The following is an 18,235-nucleotide window of genomic DNA, read 5'->3' as shown; positions in this document are numbered from 1 at the left end:
TTACGGTCGGCGAAGCGCCGAGGCGTTGTCGTTTTCCGTGACCGGGACGCCGGTGCGCGCGGCCGTCGCCAGCATGTGCTCGATGACGTTCTTGCCCAGCGCACTTTCACCCGGTAGCTCGATCGGGTAATTGCCGTCGAAGCAGGCGCTGCACAACCGTGACGCGGGCTGTTCGGTGGCCGCGATCATGCCCTGCTGGCTGACGTAGCCGAGCGTGTCGGCGCCGACGGCGTGGCGCACGGCTTCGAGCATCTCGCCCTGCGACTCGACCGCGTTGGCGATCAACTCGGCCGGGGTGGCGAAGTCGATGCCGTAGAAACACGGCCACTTCACCGGCGGCGACGCGATGCGCACGTGCACTTCGACCGCGCCGGCCTCGCGCAGCATCCGGATCAACGCCCGCTGGGTGTTGCCGCGCACGATCGAGTCGTCGACCACGACGAGCCGCTTACCGCGGATCACTTCCTTCAGCGGGTTGAGTTTGAGCCGGATACCCAGCTGACGGATGGTCTGCGACGGCTGGATGAAGGTGCGCCCGACGTAGGCGTTCTTGGTCAGGCCCTGCCCGAACGGGATGCCGGACTCCTGCGCGTAGCCGACCGCCGCCGGGGTGCCCGACTCCGGCACGCCGATGACCAGGTCGGCCTCAACGGGATGCTCGCGGGCCAACGCACGGCCGATATCGACCCTGGTCTTGTGCACCGAGCGGCCGACCAGCGTGCTGTCCGGCCGGGCCAGGTAGACGTACTCGAAAACGCAGCCCTTGGGTTCGGGGTTGGCGAACCGGGTGGAGCGCACACCGTCGGCGTCGATGGCCAGCAACTCACCGGGTTCGATGTCGCGCACGAACGAGGCGCCGACAATGTCGAGGGCCGCCGTCTCAGAGGCGACCACCCAGCCGCGGTCGAGCCGGCCCAGTACCAGCGGGCGCACCCCGTACGGGTCGCGTGCGGCGTACAACGTGTTCTCGTCGAGAAAGGTCAGGCAGAACGCGCCGCGCACAGTGGGCAGCAGCTCGAGCGCGGCCTGCTCCAGCGTCGCGTCGGCGGCGCCGTGCGCCAGCAGCGCGCCGAGGATGTCGGAGTCGGTGGTGGCCGCGGGAGCGCCGCGGGTGTCCAACAGCCCGGCTTCGCGCGCGCGGCCCGCGAGTTCGGTGGCGTTGACCAGGTTGCCGTTGTGCCCGAGCGCGACGCCGGTGCCGGCCGAGGTGTTGCGGAACACCGGCTGGGCGTTTTCCCAGGTCGTGGAGCCGGTGGTGGAGTACCGGCAGTGTCCGATCGCGACGTGGCCCTCCATCGCGGCCAGGGTCTGCTCGTCGAAAACCTGGCTGACCAGCCCGAGGTCCTTGAACACCAGCACCTGCGAACCGTCGGCGACGGCGATCCCTGCGGCTTCCTGCCCGCGGTGCTGAAGGGCGTACAAGCCGTAATAAGTGAGCTTGGCGACTTCCTCACCCGGCGCCCATACGCCGAATACGCCGCACTCTTCTCTTGGTTCGGGTTCGGGGGCGGTCACGATAGGGCTGCTCCATCGGGGCGGGGGTGACTCCACCAGCTTACGGTCTACCCCGACCAAAGTCGGCATCACGGCCGAGTGTCACCGGACACACTCGCCCTCGGCAGACACCAGCGGCAGCCACTGCGCGACCTCGCCGGCCCGGGCGCCTGAGAGCTGCAGCGCACCGCTGGCGACGGCGTCGGCCACCTCGAGCAGCCCGGTGGCCAACAGCAGCCAGGTGCGGGGGTCGGTCTCCACCACGTTGGGTGGGGTGCCGCGCCGGTGCGCGGGGCCGGCAATGCACTGGACCGCCACGAACGGCGGCACCCGCAGTTCGACGCTTGAGCCGGGAGCCGTCGCCGCCAGGGTGCGGGCGGTCAGCCGCACCGCCGCCGCCAACTCGGTGCGCGTCGGCGCGGGTAGGGATTCGTCGCGCAGCCACCCCCCGAGCGCCGCGACGGCGGCGCGCGTCTTCACAGGATCGGCACTACGACGGCTAGCCATACCCTAGATTCTCAAAATGGCCTTCGACCGCCACAATCCGCCGTACAAGGCGGCCGGAGCGGTGTTGATCATCGTCGCCGTGATCGCGGCCGGCTTCATCTACCTCCAGTTCCGCGGCGACCTGACCCCGAAGGCGGAGCTGACGGTGGTGTCGGCGCGGGCGGGCCTGGTCGTCGAGCGGGGCGCGAAGGTGACGTACAACGGTGTCGAGATCGGCCGGGTCGGCCACATCGGCCTCGTCGACGGCGACGGCGAACCGACGGCCGGCCTTCAACTCAACGTGGACCCGCGCTACCTGTCGTTGATTCCGGCCAACGTGCACGTCGACATCCGGGCTACGACGGTGTTCGGCAACAAGTACGTGTCGCTGACCGTGCCCGAGAACCCCTCGCCCGAACGGATCGCCAGCCACGACGTGATTCCGGCGTCGGCGGTGACGACCGAGTTCAACACGCTGTTCGAAACCGTGGTGGAGATCGCGCAGCAAGTCGATCCGGTCAAGCTGAACCAGACCCTGTCCGCGACCGCCGAGGCGTTGACCGGCCTCGGGCACCGGTTCGGCGAATCCCTGATCGACGGCAACCGCATCCTGGCCGACCTCAACCCGCAGATGCCGCAGATCCACGACGACACCCGCCTGTTGGCCGACCTCGGCGAGGTGTACGCCGACGCGGCACCGGACCTGTTCGACGGGCTGGGTGACGCGGTGACGTCGGCGGCGACGTTCAACGCCCACCGCAGCGAACTGGACGCGGCGCTGGTGGCGACGCTGGGCTTCGGTGACGTCGGCGCGGACACCTTCGCGCGCAGCGGACCGTATTTCGTGCGCGGGGCCGCCGACCTGATCCCGACGTCGAAGCTCCTCGACGACTATCGCGGCATGATGTTCTGCAGCATCCGCACGTTCAACGAGATGGAGAAGGTGGTGTCGGAAACCCTTGGCGGCAACGGGTATTCGTTGGCGACCTCGTCGGGCACCATCGCAGGCGGAGCAAACCCCTACATCTATCCCGACAACCTGCCGCGGGTGAACGCGCGCGGCGGCCCGGAGGGTCGGCCCGGCTGCTGGCAGAAGATCACGCGTGAACTGTGGCCGGCGCCGTATCTCGTGATGGACACCGGCGCCAGCATCGCGCCCTACAACCATCTCGAGTTGGGCCAGCCGATGTACATCGAGTACGTATGGGGCCGCCAGGTCGGCGAGCTGACCATCAACCCCTGAGCCCCCTTCGCCGAGCAGACGCAAAGTGTTGCTTTTTCAGCCAGTTTCGTACGCTTTTGCGTCTGCTCGCACCCGATACTGCACCCCCAGCGCCGCCACGGCGCCGGCTTCGTTGACGGCCAAGTGCGCGAGCATCGGCGTCAGCAGGCTGCCCGCGCGGTCGTGCAGCCACCCGAACAGCCAGCCCGCCGCGCCGGTCACCAGCACCGTGGGCAGCACCGGCGTCCCCGTACCGCGCGCGTCGGCGACGTGCGACAGGCCGAACGCGGCCGACTGCAGGAGCCTGCCGCCGGTCGGCCCGAACGCGTCGGCCGCGACGGTGCCGAGCACGCCCCGGTAGGCCACCTCCTCCGACCACACCGTGCCCAGCGGTATGCCCAGCAGCAGCCAGCGCGCCACCCCGGCGGGTACCTCGCGACCGCTGAGTTCGCGTCGCGCCCTCGGGACCGCGGTGGTCGCGGCGACGGCTGCCGTGACCGCCGCGGCCGTGGCCCCGCCCAGCCGCAGGCCCTGCCACACCCGCGGTGGCCGCAGCCCCAGCTCGGCCCGGGTGAGCGCCGCGAGCGCGGTGGCGACCCCGGCCTGCGGGCCGGGATGCCAGCGCGACGGCAACCGGGGCAGCACCAGGCTCCAGCCGACGAGCCCGGCGGCCAGGCCCAGCGCTGCCGTCCGCTTACCGCCGGTCACTTGGGGGTGTCTTCGGCCGCGGCCATGGACTCGTGCAACGCCAGGCGCATACGTTCGGTGTCCTCGGATGTCCAGCCGTCGGGCGGGGCGACAGCGGCCCAGCCGTCGAGGATGTACTCGCCGTAGTTGTGGCCGTGTCCGTCCGGCACCGAGCTGGCGTTGGTCATATCGGCGGCGACCTGCCAGAACGTCACGATCGGATACCACCGCATCGTCGCGGAGCGGTCGATGCCCGGGGGCTCGCTGAGCCAGTCCGGTCGGGTGAACAACAGATCCTCCGACCACCACACGATCGGATCGGACGGGTGCTGCAGGAACAGCACCCGGGTGCCGTGCCACGGTTTCTCGGTGACCTGCGCGATCTGTTCGACGTCAGTGGCCTGGGAGAAGCGCACCGTGCGGCCGTCGTCGTAGCGGGGTTCGACCACCGGTGTGCCGGGATCGCGCCGCTCGATGAGCGCCCGCCACAGCGGGCTGGCATTGGGCGGGCCCACCCACAGCACCGACGAGAAGCCCATCTGCGAGATGTCGGGCAGCCAGCTGAACGCGGCCTGACCCGCCATCGAGCCGAGGCTTTCGCCGTACAGCATGAGGTCGGGCCGCCGGTCCGGGGGCTGCTGAGCCCACCGCTGCTGGACGGCGTCGATCATCATGCGTCCGGACTCCATCGACTTCTGCCGGTCGCCGAGAAACGAAATCCAGCTCGGCAGAAAGGAATACTGCGATGCGACCAGCGCGGTGTCGCCGTTGTACATCATCTCTACCGCGCGTGCGGCGATCGGGTTCACCCAGCCGGTGCCGGTGGTCGGGATGATCACCAGCACCTTGCGGTCGAACGCGCCGGTGCGCTCGAGTTCGCTGAGCAGCACGGCCATCCGCTCCTCGTCGGTGTCGGCGGTCTGCAGGCCGACGTAGACGCGGATGGGCACCTTGGCCGGGGCGCCGTTGAGCCGGGTCAGCTCGTCGACGTCGGGTCCGGTGCCCACGAAGTTCCTGCCCTGATATCCCAGGGTGTCCCACCCGGCGAAAGACTCTGGGCTGCCGGATCTTTCGGGTTCCAGCGGTTGGGTGACGCCCGCTCTGGTAGTGGTGTTCTGCGGCTGGAACACGCGGTTGGCGCCGGCCAGAAAACCGCGGATGAGCACGCCGTTGACCAACAGGATGACCAGCACCACGACGATGGCCGTCCCGATGAACAGGGCCACTTCGTCGTTGAGGCGCCAGCGCCTGATGAAAAACCGTGCCATGGTCTTGATTACGTCGAGCAGCAAACGGGACACGGCCACGCATACCGCGGCGACGAGGATCGCGATCGTCAGGGTGCGCAGGTAGGCCGGGGTCTCCGGGCCTTCGATGCCCATCTTCGCCGAGATGTGCCGCTGCCACGCCGCCGCGGGCACCAGCATCAGCAGGCAGGCCGCGATTGCGCCGACCACGACCACGGTCTTGAGCAGCCGCAGCACCCGTTTCGGCGGCGGCCACCACTGCGCGCGCCGTAAGACGAAGCGATGCAGAAGGGTTCCGGCGAACACCCCGATGCCGTAGCCGATCGCGGCGTTCAGGCCGCCGATCCCACCCTGAAACAGCCAGCCGCGCGGCAGCAACGACGGGGTCAGCGACAGGCAGAAGAACAGCGCACCGAAGGCGATACCGACGAAGTCCAGGCGAAGCAGGCGCCAGGCCCAGACGTATACCGGATGTCGTTCGTCGTCGGTGCGCTGGTTCACCCGAACAACCTGGGTAGCACGCCCTCCGACGTGCTGCGCAGATCCTCCAGACTGACCGTGAAGTGGTCTTGTACCTCCACGGCCTGGCTGCCCTGGTCGACGACCCCGATGCGGGTGGCGGGCAACCCACGGGCCTCGCACATGGCCCGGAACCGGCTTTCCTCGGTGCGCGGCACGGCGACGAGCACCCTGCCCGCCGACTCCGAGAAGAGGAAGGTGAAGGGGGCTGTGCCTTCTTGCCAACCTTCGGGAAGCACGATGCGGCAACCGGTTTCACCGGCCAGCGCGGACTCGACCACGGCCTGGATGAGCCCGCCTTCGGACAGGTCGTGGGCCGCGGAGACCAGCCCGTCGCGTGAGGCGGCGGTGAGCACGTCGGCGAGCAGTTTCTCGCGTTGCAGGTCGACCTTCGGCGGCAGCCCGCCGAGGTGGTCGGCGGTGACCTGCGCCCAAATCGAGCCGTCGAATTCGTCGCGGGTGTCGCCGAGCAGGATCAGCGTTTCGCCCGGTTCGGCGCCGAAACCGGTGGGGATGCGGCGCTTCACCTCGTCGATGACGCCGAGCACGCCGACGACCGGGGTCGGCAGGATCGCGGTGGCACCGGTCTGGTTGTAGAAGCTGACGTTGCCGCCGGTGACCGGGATACCAAGCGCGACACAGCCGTCGGCCAGACCGCGGACCGCCTCGCTGAACTGCCACATGACCGCCGGGTCCTCCGGTGAGCCGAAGTTGAGGCAGTTGGTTACCGCGATCGGGGTGGCGCCGGTGACCGCGACGTTGCGGTACGCCTCGGCCAGCGCCAGTTGCGCGCCGGCGTACGGGTCCAGCGCGGTGTAGCGGCCCGACGCGTCGGTCGAGATCGCGATGCCGCGCCCGGTCGTCTCGTCGACGCGCAGCATGCCGCCGTCGGCGTTCTCGGCGAGCACGGTGTTGCCTCGCACGTAGCGGTCGTACTGCTCGGTGATGAACGCGCGGCTGCACAGGTGCGGACTTGAAAGCAGCGCAAGCAAAGTCGCCTTCAGGTCCTCGCCGGTGGCCGGCCGCCGCAGCTTTGCCGACGTGTCGGCGTTCAATGCGTCCTGGGTGTCGGGCCGCTGCACCGGGCGTTCGTAGACCGGGCCCTGATGCGCCACCGTGCGCGGCGGCACGTCGACGACGGTCTGGCCGTGCCAGGTGATGCGGAGCCGATCACCGTCGGTCACCTCACCGATGACGGTGGCCAGCACCTCCCACTTGCGGCAGACCTCGAGGAACTTCTCCACGTTTTCCGGTGTGACGACGGCGCACATCCGCTCCTGCGATTCGCTGGACAGGATCTCGGCGGGCGTCATGTTCGCCGCGCGCAGCGGCACCTTGTCCAGCTCGACCGTCATCCCGCCGTCGCCTGCTGACGCGAGTTCTGAGGTGGCGCAGGACAATCCGGCTCCGCCGAGGTCCTGGATCCCGACCACCAGATCGTTGGCGTACAGCTCGAGGCAGCACTCGATCAGCACCTTCTCCATGAAGGGGTCGCCCACCTGCACGCTCGGCAGCTTCTTGCGGCCCGCGCCTGCCTCGTCACCGCCGAACGTCTCCGAGGCCAGCACCGACACACCGCCGATACCGTCCAGGCCGGTGCGCGCGCCGAACAGGATGATCTTGTTGCCGGTTCCGGAAGCGAACGCCAGGTGCAGGTCTTCCTTGCGCAGCACCCCGACGCACAGCGCGTTCACCAACGGGTTGCCTGCGTATGAGGCGTCGAACACGGTTTCGCCGCCGATGTTGGGCAGGCCCAGGGAGTTACCGTAGCCGCCGATACCGCGCACCACCCCGTCGAGCACACGGCGGGTATCGGGTGCGTCAGCGGCGCCGAACCGAAGCTGGTCCATCACCGCGACGGGCCGTGCACCCATCGCCATGATGTCGCGCACGATGCCGCCAACGCCGGTCGCGGCACCCTGGTACGGCTCGATGTAGGACGGGTGGTTGTGCGATTCCACCTTGAACGTGGCCGCCCAGCCGTCACCGATGTCCACCACGCCGGCGTTCTCACCGATGCCGGCCAGCATCGACTGGCGCATCTGCTCGGTGGTGGTCTCGCCGAAGTAGCGCAGATGTACCTTCGAGGATTTGTAGGAGCAGTGTTCGCTCCACATCACCGAGTACATCGCCAGTTCGGCGTCGGTGGGCCGTCGCCCCAGAATCTCGCGGATCCGCTCGTACTCATCGTCCTTGAGACCGAGTTCGCGGAACGGCTGCGGGTGTTCTGGGGTGGCGGCGGCGTGGTCGACAGTGTCGACCTCAGCAGGAAGCCCGGACGTCACGCCACCAGTCTAGTTTGGGGCACCGCCGGCATCGGTTTGACACGGGTTTCCGCACCGCCGCGGCGGGTAGCCGAACTGTGTCACACGAAATACGGAAGGAAGGTGACCCATGACTACAGCGACCGAAACCGGCCAGGTGACCGGAACCAAAGACAAGAACTACAACCTGATCTGGTACACCGAGCAGTGCTTGGAGAACGCGTTGAAGATGGAAACCTACATCGAAGACGCCAAACGCGACGGTGACAACGCAGTGGTCGAGCTGTTCCAGAAGGCGCAGGCCGACAGCCGCAAGGGCGCCGAGATGGCCAAGCAGCTACTCGCGCAGCGGCTGGGCTGAGCAGGCTCAGCCGGCAGCACCGATACAGAACGCGTTGCCCGCGGGATCGGCGAGCACCACCCAGCGAAAGTCGGCACCGAAGCTGTGCCTGCCGGTTTCGCGGGCACCCAACCCGACCAGCCGCTTGACTTCGCCCTCCACGTCAGCGGCCGTGAAGTCGATGTGCATCTTGTTCTTGCCCAGCGTCGGATCGGGCACCCGCTGAAAACCCAGCGTCGGCCCGCCTGCGCGGGTGACGGTCACGAATTCGCCTGGCGCAAAGGCGGTTACTTCACCGCCCACCGCCTGCGCCCACCACCGGGCCAGCGCTTCGGGATCATCGCAGTCCAGCGTGACCATTTCCACGTTAAGAGCCATGCCGCTGACCCTATTACCTCGCGCGTAATTGAGCGCCCGCCGCGGCGCGCGCAGGCTCAACGCATGACAACCATCCAAATCCCACCGAAGTTCAGCGCCGAGATGTGGGCGGCCTTCTGGGCCGCACCGACCGCAACACCGATCGAAGACGTCCTCGCCGAGGACATCGTCGGCTACTGGCAGGGCGAGCCGACGCCGGTCCGCGGCCGCGAGGCCTACGTCAGCAAGATCGCCGAGCTCGTGGCCGCCATCCCCAATCTGCGGCTGCGGCTGCTCGACAGCGCAACCGTACCGGGCCGGGCGCCCGGCGAGCAGCTGGTGTTCCTGCACTACACCGGCCACGGCACCGGCCCCGACGGCCCGGTTCTGATCCGCGGGCTCGACCGGGTCCGCACCCGCGACGGCATCGTGGTCGAGAACGTCATCCGCTACGACCAGGTCGACGAGTCCTAGACCTGGGTCAGGCCGGCGCCAGGAACGCCTGAAGCGCCGCGGCGTAGGCCGCGACGTCGGCGGCGCCCATCAGCTCACGCGCCGAATGCATGGCGAGCTGCGGCGCGCCCACGTCGACGGTCGGAATGCCGGTGCGCGCCGATGTCATCGGCCCGACCGTCGATCCGCACGGCAGGTCGGCGCGGTGCTCGTAGCGCTGCAACGGCACCCCGGCTTGCGCGCAGGCCAGCGCGAACGCCGCCGCGGTGCGCCCGTCGGTGGCATAACGCAGGTTGGGGTGCACCTTGAGCACCGGGCCGGCGTTGACTTCGATGAGGTGCGCGGGCTCGTGGCGCTCCGGGTAGTTCGGGTGCGTGGCGTGGGCCATGTCGCCGGAGGCCACCATCGAGCCCGGCAGCCGGCGCAGGAACTCCTCGCGGCCGCCGCCCTGGCTCAACGTGATGCGCTCCAGCACGGTCAGCAAGAACTCGGACTGTGCGCCGTGGTCGGACTGCGAGCCGACCTCTTCGTGGTCGAACAGCACCAGCACCGGTGTGTAGTCGCCCGGTTCGGCGGCCAGAAACGCCTCGAGGCCCGCGTAGCAGCTGGCCTGGTTGTCCAGCCGCGGTGCGCTGACCAGTTCATTGCCCGCGCCGATCAGCCGCGACGGTGTCAGGTCGTGGGTCATCAGGTCGGCGCCCAGCACATCGTCGACGTCGACGCCGGCCCGTTCGGCGACATAGCCCAGAACCGACCGCGGCCCGCCGCCGACGCCCCAGACCGCGTTGACGTGGCGCTGCGGGTCCAGCGCCACGGCCTTGCGATCCTCGGCCAGGTGGATGGCCAGCTGCGGCACCCGCAGGATCGGCTCGTCGATCCGCACCAGCGGGTGCGCGAGCCGGTTGCCGTCGCGCACCGAAAGCCGCCCGCTGATGCCGAGATCCCGGTCCAGCCACGAGTTCAGCCACGCGCCGCCGTAGGGCTGCAGCGCGGCCACCTGCCAGCCAGCGACGAACCGGTCGGGATGCTGTTTGACGCGCAGATTGGGGCTGTCGGTGTGGGCGCCGACGATGCGGAACGGCACACCAGGCTCACCGGTCTGCCATGCGAGCAGCGAGCCGGCGCGGACGCTGAAGAAACGGCCATCGGAGCTGGATTCGCCGCTCGCGGCGGAAGGCCACCCTTCGCCTTCGGCCAGCTCTCGGAACCCCGCCGACCGCAACCGCTCGGCCACCGTCGCGCAGACGTGAAATGGTGACGGTGACGCATCGATGAACTCACACAGGGCCTCTGGACTTGCCGTCATGGTTATTCATCATCGCTGACGATCTTGATCTAGGGTCGAACCGTGCCCGACCCCTTACCGCAGCCTGTGCTGGCGCCGCTCACCCCGGCGGCCATATTTCTGGTGGCGACCATCGACGAGGGTGGCGAGCAGGCCGTGCACCAGGCGCTGCCCGATATCTCGGCGCTGGTGCGCGCGATCGGATTTCGCGATCCGACCAAGAACCTCTCGGTGGTGACGTCGATCGGCTCCGACGCCTGGGACCGGTTGTTCTCCGGGCCGCGGCCCGCCGAACTGCATCCGTTCATCGCGCTCGACGGGCCCCGCCACCACGCCCCGTCGACCCCGGGAGACGTGTTGTTTCACATCCGGGCCGAGTCGATGGATGTGTGCTTCGACCTGGCGAGCCGACTCATCGCCGCGACCGAGGGCGCGTTGACCGTCGTCGACGAGGTGCACGGCTTCCGGTTTTTCGACAACCGCGACCTGTTGGGTTTCGTCGACGGCACCGAGAACCCCGACGGCCCACTGGCGCGCAGCGCGACGCAAATCGGCCCAGATGATGGGGAGCATCCCGATTTCGCGGGCGGCTGCTATGTGCACGTGCAGAAGTACACGCACGACATGGAGGCGTGGGCCGCGCTTCCGACATCCGAGCAGGAACGGATCATCGGCCGCACCAAGCAGGACGACATCGAACTCGACGACGCGGTCAAACCCGCGAACTCCCATGTGGCACTGAACGTCATCGAGGACGACGAGGGTGAAGAACTCAAGATCGTGCGCCACAACATGCCGTTCGGCGAGATCGGCAAGGGTGAGTTCGGCACCTATTTCATCGGTTACTCACGCACGCCCGAGGTCACCGAACGGATGCTGGAGAACATGTTCCTCGGCGATCCGCCCGGCAACACCGACCGACTGCTGGACTTTTCCACCGCGGTGACGGGCTCGATGTTTTTCACCCCGATCGTCGACTTCCTCAATAACCCACCGCCGCTGCCCAATTCAGCGGCATCCGATCAATCCCCGTCGCCTACCGTGGCAGCCCCGGCCAGCTATGCCGGTTCGCTTTCGATCGGCAGCCTGAAAGGAACGCCATGAACAACCTGTATCGCGACCTCGCTCCGATCACCGAGGTGGCCTGGGCCGAAATCGAGCAGGAGGCGACCCGGACGTTTCGGCGGCACATCGCCGGACGTCGGGTCGTCGACGTCAGCGAACCGGGCGGACCGGTGATGGCCGCGGTGACCACCGGACATCTGCGTGACGTGGCGCCGCCCGGGGAGGGCGTGGTGGCCCACCTGCGCGAGAGCAAGCCGCTGGTGCGGCTGCGGGTGCCCTTCACGGTGACGCGCACCGCGATCGACGACGTCGAGCGCGGTGCGCAGGACTCTGACTGGGATCCGGTCAAGGAGGCCGCCCAGACGCTGGCGTTCGTCGAAGACCGGGCGATTTTCGAGGGGTACGCGGCCGCCGCCATCGAGGGCATCCGCCAGTGCAGCTCCAACCCGGCGCTCGCGCTGCCCGACGATCCACGCGACTTCGCCGACGTCATGGCCCAGGCGTTGTCGGAACTGCGGCTGTCCGGTGTCGGAGGGCCGTATTCGGTGCTGCTGTCGGCGGAGGCCTACACCAAGGTCAGCGAAACCACCGAGCACGGCTATCCGATCCGTGAGCATCTCAACCGGCTGATCGGCGGCGGCGACATCATCTGGGCGCCCGCCATCGACGGCGCGTTCGTGCTGTCCACCCGCGGCGGCGATTTCGATCTGCAGATCGGCACCGACGTGGCGATCGGCTACCTGTCACACGATGCAGGCACCGTGCAGCTCTACCTCGAAGAGACGCTGACGTTCCTGTGCTACACCTCGGAGGCCTCGGTCGCCCTGACCGCCGGCTGACCCCATCTGCCGCGAGACTCAGGCCGCGAGCACCGAGTCCAGCGCGGAGTAGAAGATGCCCAATCCGTCGTCGGACGGGCCGGTCAGCGCCTCGGTGGCGTGTTCGGGGTGCGGCATCAGCCCGACGACCCGGCGGTTCTGCGAGCAGATCCCGGCGATATCGCGTTGGGAGCCGTTGGGGTTGTCCCGGTAGCGGAACACCACACGGTCCTCGCCCTCGAGTTCGTCGAGCACCTGCTCGCTGGCGACGTAGCGGCCCTCACCGGATTTCAGCGGCACCAGGATGTCGGCGCCGAGGTCGTAACGCGACGTCCACGCCGTGGAGTTGGAGGCCACCTGCAGCCACAGGTCACGGCACACGAAATGCAAACCGGCATTGCGGGTCAGCGCGCCGGGCAGCAGGCCCGCCTCGCAGAGCACCTGAAAACCGTTGCAGATGCCCAACACTGGCATGCCGTGTTTCGCGGCGGCCACCACTTCGCCCATCACCGGCGCAAACTTCGCGATGGCGCCCGCGCGCAGATAATCGCCGTAGGAGAAGCCGCCGGGCACGATCACGGCGTCGACGTTCTTGAGGTCGGCGTCGGCGTGCCAGAGGTTCACCGCGGTGCCGCCGGCTAACCGCACGGCCCGCGCGGCGTCGATGTCGTCGAGCGTGCCGGGAAATGTGATGACCCCCACACGTGTACTCATGACTGCTCCCTGCTCACCGACCAGTCCTCGATGACGGTGTTCGCCAACAGCGATTCGGCAATTTGCGCCAACGTGTCGTCATCGATGCTGTCGTCGACCTCGAGTTCAAATCGCTTGCCCTGCCGCACATCTGAGACGCCGTTGTACCCGAGACGGCTCAACGCGCCGACGATCGCCTGGCCCTGCGGATCGAGGATTTCCGCCTTGGGCATCACGTGCACCACCACCTTTGCCACGGCGACAACTGTACCGGCGAGTTCAGCGCCCTGGTCTCATCGGCACGATCCGAGGTAGGCCCCGCACAGCGGGGTCGCCATGGCGTCGAAGATCTGCACGTCGGGAACCGGCGACCAGGGCACCCGCGCCGGCAGCGTCGACCACATCGCCAGCTCGACGATGGTGCTGCTGTCGGGGTGGGCCAGCAGGTACTGCCGCATGATCTGCTGGCCCGCCACGCTGATCACCGCCGCGAGCCGATCGGGTTGGTCGGTGGTGATCGACGGCGAGACGAACGGCGCGGTCAGCTGGCAGCTGCGCAGCCGGGTTTTGGCCTGCTCGAACGTCTGCGTCGCCGTCGGGCCGCCCTGGGACACCGGGCCGCGCCAGTGCACCACCTGCGCCTGCAGCTGCCATTCGCCGGGCGGGTTGGGCACCGCCGCCTGCGCGGCGACGGCGTGGTCGCGGGGGTCGGCGATGACGGGCGGGCTGGCGCAGGCCTGTTCGAACGCGAAACGCGGCGCGGTGGCGGTGACGGCCAGCTCGGCGAGCCCTGGCCAGCGATAGACCGGGTACAGCGGGATCGCGGTGGACACCATCCACGCCGAGTCGGGGATGGTGTTGCAGGCCGGCGGGCAGATGTCTGGGGCGGCGTGTACCGGCGGACCTGGTATGACGGCCAGTCCACAGGCCGCCAGGAGCACCGCGAGCATCATCCGCACGCTTGAACCACCCCCTGACAGCCTTAGGCCGCCACAATATTAGGTATGGAATTGACGCATTTCGGCCATTCATGCTTACTCGCGACGTTCACAACGGATTCCGGGGATTCCGGGGATTCCGGGGATTCCGGGGATTCCGGCACCACCGTTCTTTTCGATCCGGGCGTCTTCTCGCACGGCTTCGAGGGCATCACGGGCCTCTCGGCGATCCTGATCACCCATCAGCACGCCGATCACGCCGACACCGAGCGGCTACCCGCCCTGCTCGACGCGAACCCGCAGGCCGCGTTGTACGCCGACCCGCAGACCGCCGCGCAGCTCGGTGGGCCGTGGCAGGCCGTGCAGGTCGGCGATGAGTTGCAGATCGGCCACCTGACCGTGCGCGGCGCCGGCGGCCAACATGCGGTGATCCATCCCGAGATCCCCGTGATCGACAACATCTCCTACCTCGTCGACGACGGATCCCATGCCGCCCGGCTGATGCATCCGGGCGACGCGCTGTACATCCCGGGCGAGCCGGTCGACGTGCTCGCGACGCCTGCGGCCGCGCCGTGGATGAAGATCTCCGAAGCGGTGGACTACCTGCGGGCCGTCGCGCCGACACATGCGGTGCCGATCCACCAGGGCATCATCGATCCCAGCGCCCGCGGCATCTTCTACGGCCGGCTCTCGGAGATGACCGACACCGATTTCCAGGTGCTGCCCGAGGAGAACGGCGTCACCTTCTGACCGCGAGCAGACACAAACTCGCACGTTTGCCCCCGGTTTTGTGCGACTTCGCGTCTGCTCGCGCTAAGTGGAGGCGGCGGCGCGGCCCGCGGCCCGACCGGAGAAGATGCAGCCGCCGAGAAACGTGCCCTCCAGCGACCGGTAGCCGTGTACGCCGCCGCCGCCGAACCCAGCGGCCTCCCCCGCCGCAAACAGCCCGTCGAACACGCTTCCGTCGGCTTTGAGCACCCGCGAGTCCAGGTCGGTTTCCAACCCGCCCAACGACTTCCGCGTCAAGATATGCAGCTTGACGGCGATCAGCGGGCCGACTTTGGGGTCGGTGAGCCGGCGCGGGGCGACGACGCGGCTGACCCGGTCGCCCAGATAGTTGCGCGCCACCCGGATGGCGGCGATCTGGGTGTCCTTGGTGAACTTGTTGACCACCTCGCGGTCGCGGGCGGTGACTTCGGCTTCCACCGTCGCGTAGTCCAGCGGCAGCACGTCGGGCACGTCGTTCATGGCAGACACCAAGTCGCGCAACGTGTTCGCACTGACGAAGTCCACGCCACGGTCGACGAACGCCTGCACCGGCGGCGGCGCGCCCGGACGCACCCGGCGCAGCACCGCGGCGATGCTGCGGCCGGTCAGATCGGGGTTTTGCTCCTGGCCCGACAGCGCGAACTCCTTGGCGATGATGCGGGCGTTGAGCACGAACCAGGTGTAATCCTGGCCCGTGCGCGCAATGTGTTCCAGCGTGCCGAGGGTGTCGAAACCCGGATACAGCGGCGCGGGCAGGCGGTTGCCGTGCGCGTCCAACCACAGCGACGACGGGCCCGGCAGGATGCGGATGCCGTGCATCGGCCAGACCGGGTCGTAGTTGGTGATGCCCTCGGTGTAGTGCCACATCCGGTCGCTGTTGATGACACGCCCGCCCGCCGTCTCGGTGACGCCGATCATCCGGCCATCGACGTGCGCGGGCACACCGGAGAGCAACTGGTCGGGCACCCGGCCCATCCGCTTGGGCCAGTTCTGCCGCACCAGATCGTGGTTGCCGCCGATGCCGCCGCTGGCGACGACGACCGCTTGGGCGCGGAAATCGAAGTTGCCGACGGGATTTCGCGACGACGCGATACCGCGTGCGTCGTCGGACGGCTCGAGCACGGTGCCGCGCACCCCGACCACGGCGCCACCTTCGACGATCAGCTCATCGACGCGGTGGCGATATCTGAACGTGACGGCGGGTGAGTCGAGCAGCCGGCGCGCGAAGACGTCGACGATGGCGGGCCCGGTGCCCCAGGTGATGTGGAACCGGGGCACCGAGTTGCCGTGCCCGCGTGCGTCGTAGCCACCGCGTTCGGCCCAGCCGACGAGCGGAAAGGTCTGTAATCCACGCTCGCGCAACCAGCTACGCTTCTCACCGGCCGCGAAGTCGACGTAGGCGTGCGCCCACCGCCGGGGCCAGTGGTCTTCTGGCCGGTCGAATCCGGCGGTGCCCAGCCAGTCCTGCAGCGCGAGCTCATGGCTGTCACGGATACCGAGCCTGCGCTGTTCGGGACTGTCGACGAAGAACAGCCCGCCGAACGACCAGTACGCCTGACCGCCGAGGTTGTTGGCGTTCTCCTGGTCCACGATCAGCACCCGCTTGCCGCGTTCGGCGACTTCGCACGCCGCCACCAGCCCGGCCAGCCCCGCTCCCACGACGATGACGTCAGCATCTGCCATGGCCGCCACGTTAGCGGTCAGGTGCTACGCCGCGGCCGGCATTGCCCGGTACGTCGGCCACTGATACACGCTGCCGGTGCAGTGGTGCAGTAGCGCGAGGTCGACGGCGTCGAGCATCGCCTGCCGTGGCCCGGGCCTGCGGAGCTGGCGTGCGGCGACCGCGATCCGCACGACGCCGCCGCGGCGCGCCGTGCGTTGCGCGGACAGCACCAGCGTCCGGCACCACCAGGGTTCGGAAAGGAAACCCTCGCCGATACCGAGCACCCGGGCGCGCACCGTCGTCGCACGGACCAGGTCGGTGATGCCGCTCAGCCCGGCAACAAGCCGGAACCCATTGCGCGGCAACGCCGTCGTCGTCCCCGTCGACAGGGCCCACCCGGGTGCGGCGAAAATCCTGGTGCGCAGCCCGGCGTGTTCCATCACCCGGCCGGCACCCATCAGCCGCAAGTTCGCCTCGTGCGCGGGTAGCGTCGCGAACTCGCCGCGGCGCTTCTTGGTGGCGGCTTCGTCGAAGCCGTGCAGCACGACGGCGTCACCGCCGGCGCGGCGGGTCCTCAGCCAGTCCACGGTGGGCGCGTCGGCCTCGAGCCGGTAGCCGCCCTTGAGCCGGGGCGCAACCAGAAACGACGCGGGCACACCGCGCGTGTCCAGCTGGGCACAGAACGCGTCGACGTCGGCCAGGGTGCGGTCGCTGATCCCGCAGATCGAGACGATGAGTTGTCCAGCCACGCGCCCCACTGTGGCAACGCCAGGTGTCGCGACGGTGTCTGACACGTCGACGCCAGGTGGCCGCTGGTTTACTTCGGCAAGACCTCTTCGATGGCCGCGATCACCTCGGGCGCGTCGGGTTCGGTGCGCGGCCGGAACCGCTTGGCCACCTTGCCGTCAGGGGCCAGCAGGAATTTCTCGAAGTTCCACTGGATGTCGCCGGCCTCGCCGTCGGCGTCGGGTGTCTTGGTCAGCTGTTCGTACAGTGGATGCCGCTCTGCGCCGTTGACGTCGGTCTTGGCCAGCAGCGGAAACGTCACACCGTAGGTGGTCGAGCAGAACTCGCCGATCTCCTCGGCCGTGCCGGGCTCCTGTCCCATGAACTGGTTGCACGGCACGCCGATGACGGTGAGTCCACGGTCGCGGTAGTCCTTCGCCAACTGTTCCAGCGCCGTGTACTGCGGGGTGAGGCCGCACTTGGAGGCGACGTTGACCACCAGCGCGGCGCCGTCGGCCAACTGGCCGAGCGTGGTGTTCTTGCCGTCGAGTGTGGTCAGCGGGATATCGGTCAGCGGTGTGTCGGTCATGACTGGCACGCTACTCGCTTTTGAAAAGCATCCCCGCGACTCGGTGCACCAACGCGATCGGATCGTCGCCGGTGTCGATCGCTGGAATGTTGCCGTTCAGCCACAGCAGCGAAAAGCCGTGTACCAGAGACCATGCCGCAAGCGCCGCGGCTTGCGGGTCGCCGACGGCGCGGGAGTCGCCGAGGGTGCCGACGCCTTGCGCGAGCTCGGTGCCGGCCGCGCCCACCGCGGCCGTCAACTCGGGGTCTCCGGGGTTGACCAGGGCGCGGTCGAACATCACCGCGTAGTGACCGGAGTGGCCCAGCGCGAACCGCACATAGGCCAACGCGGCGTCGATGAACTCTCCTCGGGCGTCGGCGAGTTCGGCAGCCAGCAACCGCCAACCTTCGGCCGCCAGCGCGGTGAACAACCCGCGGCGGTCGGCGAAGTGGTGTGCGGGCGCGGCGTGCGAGACGCCGGCGGCCCGGGCCAGTTCGCGCAGCGAGATGCCGTCGGCGCCGCGCTCGGCCACCAGGTCGGCGGCCTGGGCCAGGATGACGGCCTTGAGGTCGCCGTGGTGATAGGACGCCTTGCTCACGGGGCCAGCATACCGGCTCAATCTTGACAATGACTAGATTCCGG

At 68.5% G+C, this 18,235-nt stretch carries 20 protein-coding genes; 6 read left to right on the top strand and 14 right to left on the bottom strand.

From position 1 onward, the window contains the following. Positions 1-1,584 carry an amidophosphoribosyltransferase gene (gene purF, locus ABQE44_RS00890; protein ID WP_448393623.1) on the bottom strand — a complete coding sequence of 528 codons (1,584 nt, stop codon included), beginning with the start codon at positions 1,582-1,584 and terminating at the stop codon, positions 1-3. 12 nt (positions 1,585-1,596) lie between these two features. Further along, positions 1,597-2,001, bottom strand: a complete 405-nt coding sequence (locus ABQE44_RS00885) for a sterol carrier family protein (RefSeq protein ID WP_448393622.1) — start codon at positions 1,999-2,001, stop codon at positions 1,597-1,599. 16 nt (positions 2,002-2,017) lie between these two features. Between ABQE44_RS00885 and ABQE44_RS00880 the strand changes: the two genes are divergently transcribed. After that, positions 2,018-3,223 carry an MCE family protein gene (locus tag ABQE44_RS00880; RefSeq protein WP_448427812.1) on the top strand — a complete coding sequence of 402 codons (1,206 nt, stop codon included), beginning with the start codon at positions 2,018-2,020 and terminating at the stop codon, positions 3,221-3,223. Between the two features lie 36 nt (positions 3,224-3,259). Here ABQE44_RS00880 and ABQE44_RS00875 read toward each other — a convergent pair whose 3' ends face one another. The 3 genes from ABQE44_RS00875 to purL are packed head-to-tail and all read right to left on the bottom strand — an operon-like array spanning position 3,260 to position 7,940. Beyond that, entirely contained in the window at positions 3,260-3,910 is a 651-nt protein-coding gene (locus tag ABQE44_RS00875; protein ID WP_448427810.1) for an Rv0804 family intramembrane glutamic endopeptidase, read from the bottom strand. Continuing rightward, a complete protein-coding gene (locus ABQE44_RS00870) occupies positions 3,907-5,637 on the bottom strand; it encodes an alpha/beta hydrolase (protein WP_448427808.1) in 1,731 nt (576 codons plus the stop codon). The genes ABQE44_RS00875 and ABQE44_RS00870 overlap by 4 nt, the downstream gene beginning before the upstream one ends. Next, positions 5,634-7,940, bottom strand: coding sequence for a phosphoribosylformylglycinamidine synthase subunit PurL (purL, locus tag ABQE44_RS00865; protein WP_448393618.1), 2,307 nt, complete (start codon positions 7,938-7,940; stop codon positions 5,634-5,636). The genes ABQE44_RS00870 and purL overlap by 4 nt, the downstream gene beginning before the upstream one ends. 109 nt (positions 7,941-8,049) lie before the next feature. On the opposite strand from purL, the gene ABQE44_RS00860 reads away from it, so the two are divergent. After that, positions 8,050-8,280 carry a hypothetical protein gene (locus tag ABQE44_RS00860; RefSeq protein ID WP_448427806.1) on the top strand — a complete coding sequence of 77 codons (231 nt, stop codon included), beginning with the start codon at positions 8,050-8,052 and terminating at the stop codon, positions 8,278-8,280. Positions 8,281-8,286: 6 nt separating this feature from the next. On the opposite strand, the gene ABQE44_RS00855 is transcribed toward ABQE44_RS00860, so the two are convergent. After that, complete coding sequence (locus tag ABQE44_RS00855) at positions 8,287-8,637, bottom strand: VOC family protein (RefSeq protein ID WP_448427804.1); 351 nt, start codon at positions 8,635-8,637, stop codon at positions 8,287-8,289. Positions 8,638-8,700: 63 nt separating this feature from the next. On the opposite strand from ABQE44_RS00855, the gene ABQE44_RS00850 reads away from it, so the two are divergent. Beyond that, positions 8,701-9,090 carry a nuclear transport factor 2 family protein gene (locus ABQE44_RS00850; protein ID WP_448427802.1) on the top strand — a complete coding sequence of 130 codons (390 nt, stop codon included), beginning with the start codon at positions 8,701-8,703 and terminating at the stop codon, positions 9,088-9,090. A 7-nt stretch (positions 9,091-9,097) separates the two neighbouring features. On the opposite strand, the gene ABQE44_RS00845 is transcribed toward ABQE44_RS00850, so the two are convergent. Then, entirely contained in the window at positions 9,098-10,375 is a 1,278-nt protein-coding gene (locus tag ABQE44_RS00845) for a M18 family aminopeptidase (protein WP_448427800.1), read from the bottom strand. A 42-nt stretch (positions 10,376-10,417) separates the two neighbouring features. Between ABQE44_RS00845 and ABQE44_RS00840 the strand changes: the two genes are divergently transcribed. Next, the gene (locus ABQE44_RS00840) at positions 10,418-11,458 is read left to right on the top strand and encodes a Dyp-type peroxidase (RefSeq protein ID WP_448393613.1); all 1,041 of its coding nucleotides are present in this window, start codon (positions 10,418-10,420) and stop codon (positions 11,456-11,458) included. Then, positions 11,455-12,258: a family 1 encapsulin nanocompartment shell protein gene (locus tag ABQE44_RS00835; RefSeq protein ID WP_448393612.1), complete on the top strand. Its 804-nt coding sequence runs from the start codon at positions 11,455-11,457 to the stop codon at positions 12,256-12,258. Before ABQE44_RS00840 ends, ABQE44_RS00835 begins: the two co-directional genes overlap by 4 nt. Before the next feature lie 18 nt (positions 12,259-12,276). Here ABQE44_RS00835 and purQ read toward each other — a convergent pair whose 3' ends face one another. Genes purQ through ABQE44_RS00820 form a run of 3 tightly spaced genes read right to left on the bottom strand, consistent with a single transcriptional unit; the run spans position 12,277 to position 13,889 of the window. Next, positions 12,277-12,951 carry a phosphoribosylformylglycinamidine synthase subunit PurQ gene (gene purQ, locus ABQE44_RS00830; protein WP_448393611.1) on the bottom strand — a complete coding sequence of 225 codons (675 nt, stop codon included), beginning with the start codon at positions 12,949-12,951 and terminating at the stop codon, positions 12,277-12,279. Then, on the bottom strand, positions 12,948-13,187 hold the full coding sequence (gene purS / locus ABQE44_RS00825) for a phosphoribosylformylglycinamidine synthase subunit PurS (protein WP_448393610.1): 240 nt from the start codon (positions 13,185-13,187) through the stop codon (positions 12,948-12,950). The genes purQ and purS overlap by 4 nt, the downstream gene beginning before the upstream one ends. A gap of 36 nt (positions 13,188-13,223) precedes the next feature. Continuing rightward, positions 13,224-13,889 (bottom strand): ATPase, encoded by a 666-nt coding sequence (locus ABQE44_RS00820; protein WP_448393609.1) that lies wholly within the window; start codon positions 13,887-13,889, stop codon positions 13,224-13,226. Between the two features lie 45 nt (positions 13,890-13,934). Between ABQE44_RS00820 and ABQE44_RS00815 the strand changes: the two genes are divergently transcribed. Then, complete coding sequence (locus tag ABQE44_RS00815; RefSeq protein WP_448427798.1) at positions 13,935-14,618, top strand: MBL fold metallo-hydrolase; 684 nt, start codon at positions 13,935-13,937, stop codon at positions 14,616-14,618. Positions 14,619-14,681: 63 nt separating this feature from the next. Here the strand turns inward: ABQE44_RS00815 and ABQE44_RS00810 are convergent, their stop codons facing one another. The 4 genes from ABQE44_RS00810 to ABQE44_RS00795 all read right to left on the bottom strand — a co-directional run bounded on the left by ABQE44_RS00810 (position 14,682) and on the right by ABQE44_RS00795 (position 18,191). After that, entirely contained in the window at positions 14,682-16,319 is a 1,638-nt protein-coding gene (locus ABQE44_RS00810) for an FAD-binding dehydrogenase (protein ID WP_448427796.1), read from the bottom strand. A gap of 24 nt (positions 16,320-16,343) precedes the next feature. Beyond that, on the bottom strand, positions 16,344-17,048 hold the full coding sequence (locus ABQE44_RS00805; protein WP_448427794.1) for a DUF2334 domain-containing protein: 705 nt from the start codon (positions 17,046-17,048) through the stop codon (positions 16,344-16,346). Between the two features lie 68 nt (positions 17,049-17,116). Next, the gene (locus tag ABQE44_RS00800; RefSeq protein ID WP_448393605.1) at positions 17,117-17,614 is read right to left on the bottom strand and encodes a glutathione peroxidase; all 498 of its coding nucleotides are present in this window, start codon (positions 17,612-17,614) and stop codon (positions 17,117-17,119) included. Between the two features lie 10 nt (positions 17,615-17,624). After that, positions 17,625-18,191, bottom strand: a complete 567-nt coding sequence (locus tag ABQE44_RS00795) for a TetR/AcrR family transcriptional regulator (protein ID WP_448427792.1) — start codon at positions 18,189-18,191, stop codon at positions 17,625-17,627. Between the last annotated feature and the right edge of the window lie 44 nt (positions 18,192-18,235).

This window comes from Mycolicibacterium sp. XJ2546 (assembly GCF_053483195.1).
This window is presented reverse-complemented; position numbering and strand designations above follow the sequence as displayed.

Coding starts and splice junctions, on each gene's coding strand:
- ABQE44_RS00855 (WP_448427804.1), bottom strand. CDS start 8,637: ATGGCTCTTAACGTGGAAATGGTCACGCTGGACTGCGATGATCCCGAA.
- ABQE44_RS00800 (WP_448393605.1), bottom strand. CDS start 17,614: ATGACCGACACACCGCTGACCGATATCCCGCTGACCACACTCGACGGC.
- purF (WP_448393623.1), bottom strand. CDS start 1,584: ATGCCGACTTTGGTCGGGGTAGACCGTAAGCTGGTGGAGTCACCCCCG.
- ABQE44_RS00885 (WP_448393622.1), bottom strand. CDS start 2,001: ATGGCTAGCCGTCGTAGTGCCGATCCTGTGAAGACGCGCGCCGCCGTC.
- ABQE44_RS00845 (WP_448427800.1), bottom strand. CDS start 10,375: ATGACGGCAAGTCCAGAGGCCCTGTGTGAGTTCATCGATGCGTCACCG.
- ABQE44_RS00835 (WP_448393612.1), top strand. CDS start 11,455: ATGAACAACCTGTATCGCGACCTCGCTCCGATCACCGAGGTGGCCTGG.
- ABQE44_RS00860 (WP_448427806.1), top strand. CDS start 8,050: ATGACTACAGCGACCGAAACCGGCCAGGTGACCGGAACCAAAGACAAG.
- ABQE44_RS00810 (WP_448427796.1), bottom strand. CDS start 16,319: ATGGCAGATGCTGACGTCATCGTCGTGGGAGCGGGGCTGGCCGGGCTG.
- ABQE44_RS00850 (WP_448427802.1), top strand. CDS start 8,701: ATGACAACCATCCAAATCCCACCGAAGTTCAGCGCCGAGATGTGGGCG.
- ABQE44_RS00880 (WP_448427812.1), top strand. CDS start 2,018: ATGGCCTTCGACCGCCACAATCCGCCGTACAAGGCGGCCGGAGCGGTG.
- purQ (WP_448393611.1), bottom strand. CDS start 12,951: ATGAGTACACGTGTGGGGGTCATCACATTTCCCGGCACGCTCGACGAC.
- ABQE44_RS00815 (WP_448427798.1), top strand. CDS start 13,935: ATGGAATTGACGCATTTCGGCCATTCATGCTTACTCGCGACGTTCACA.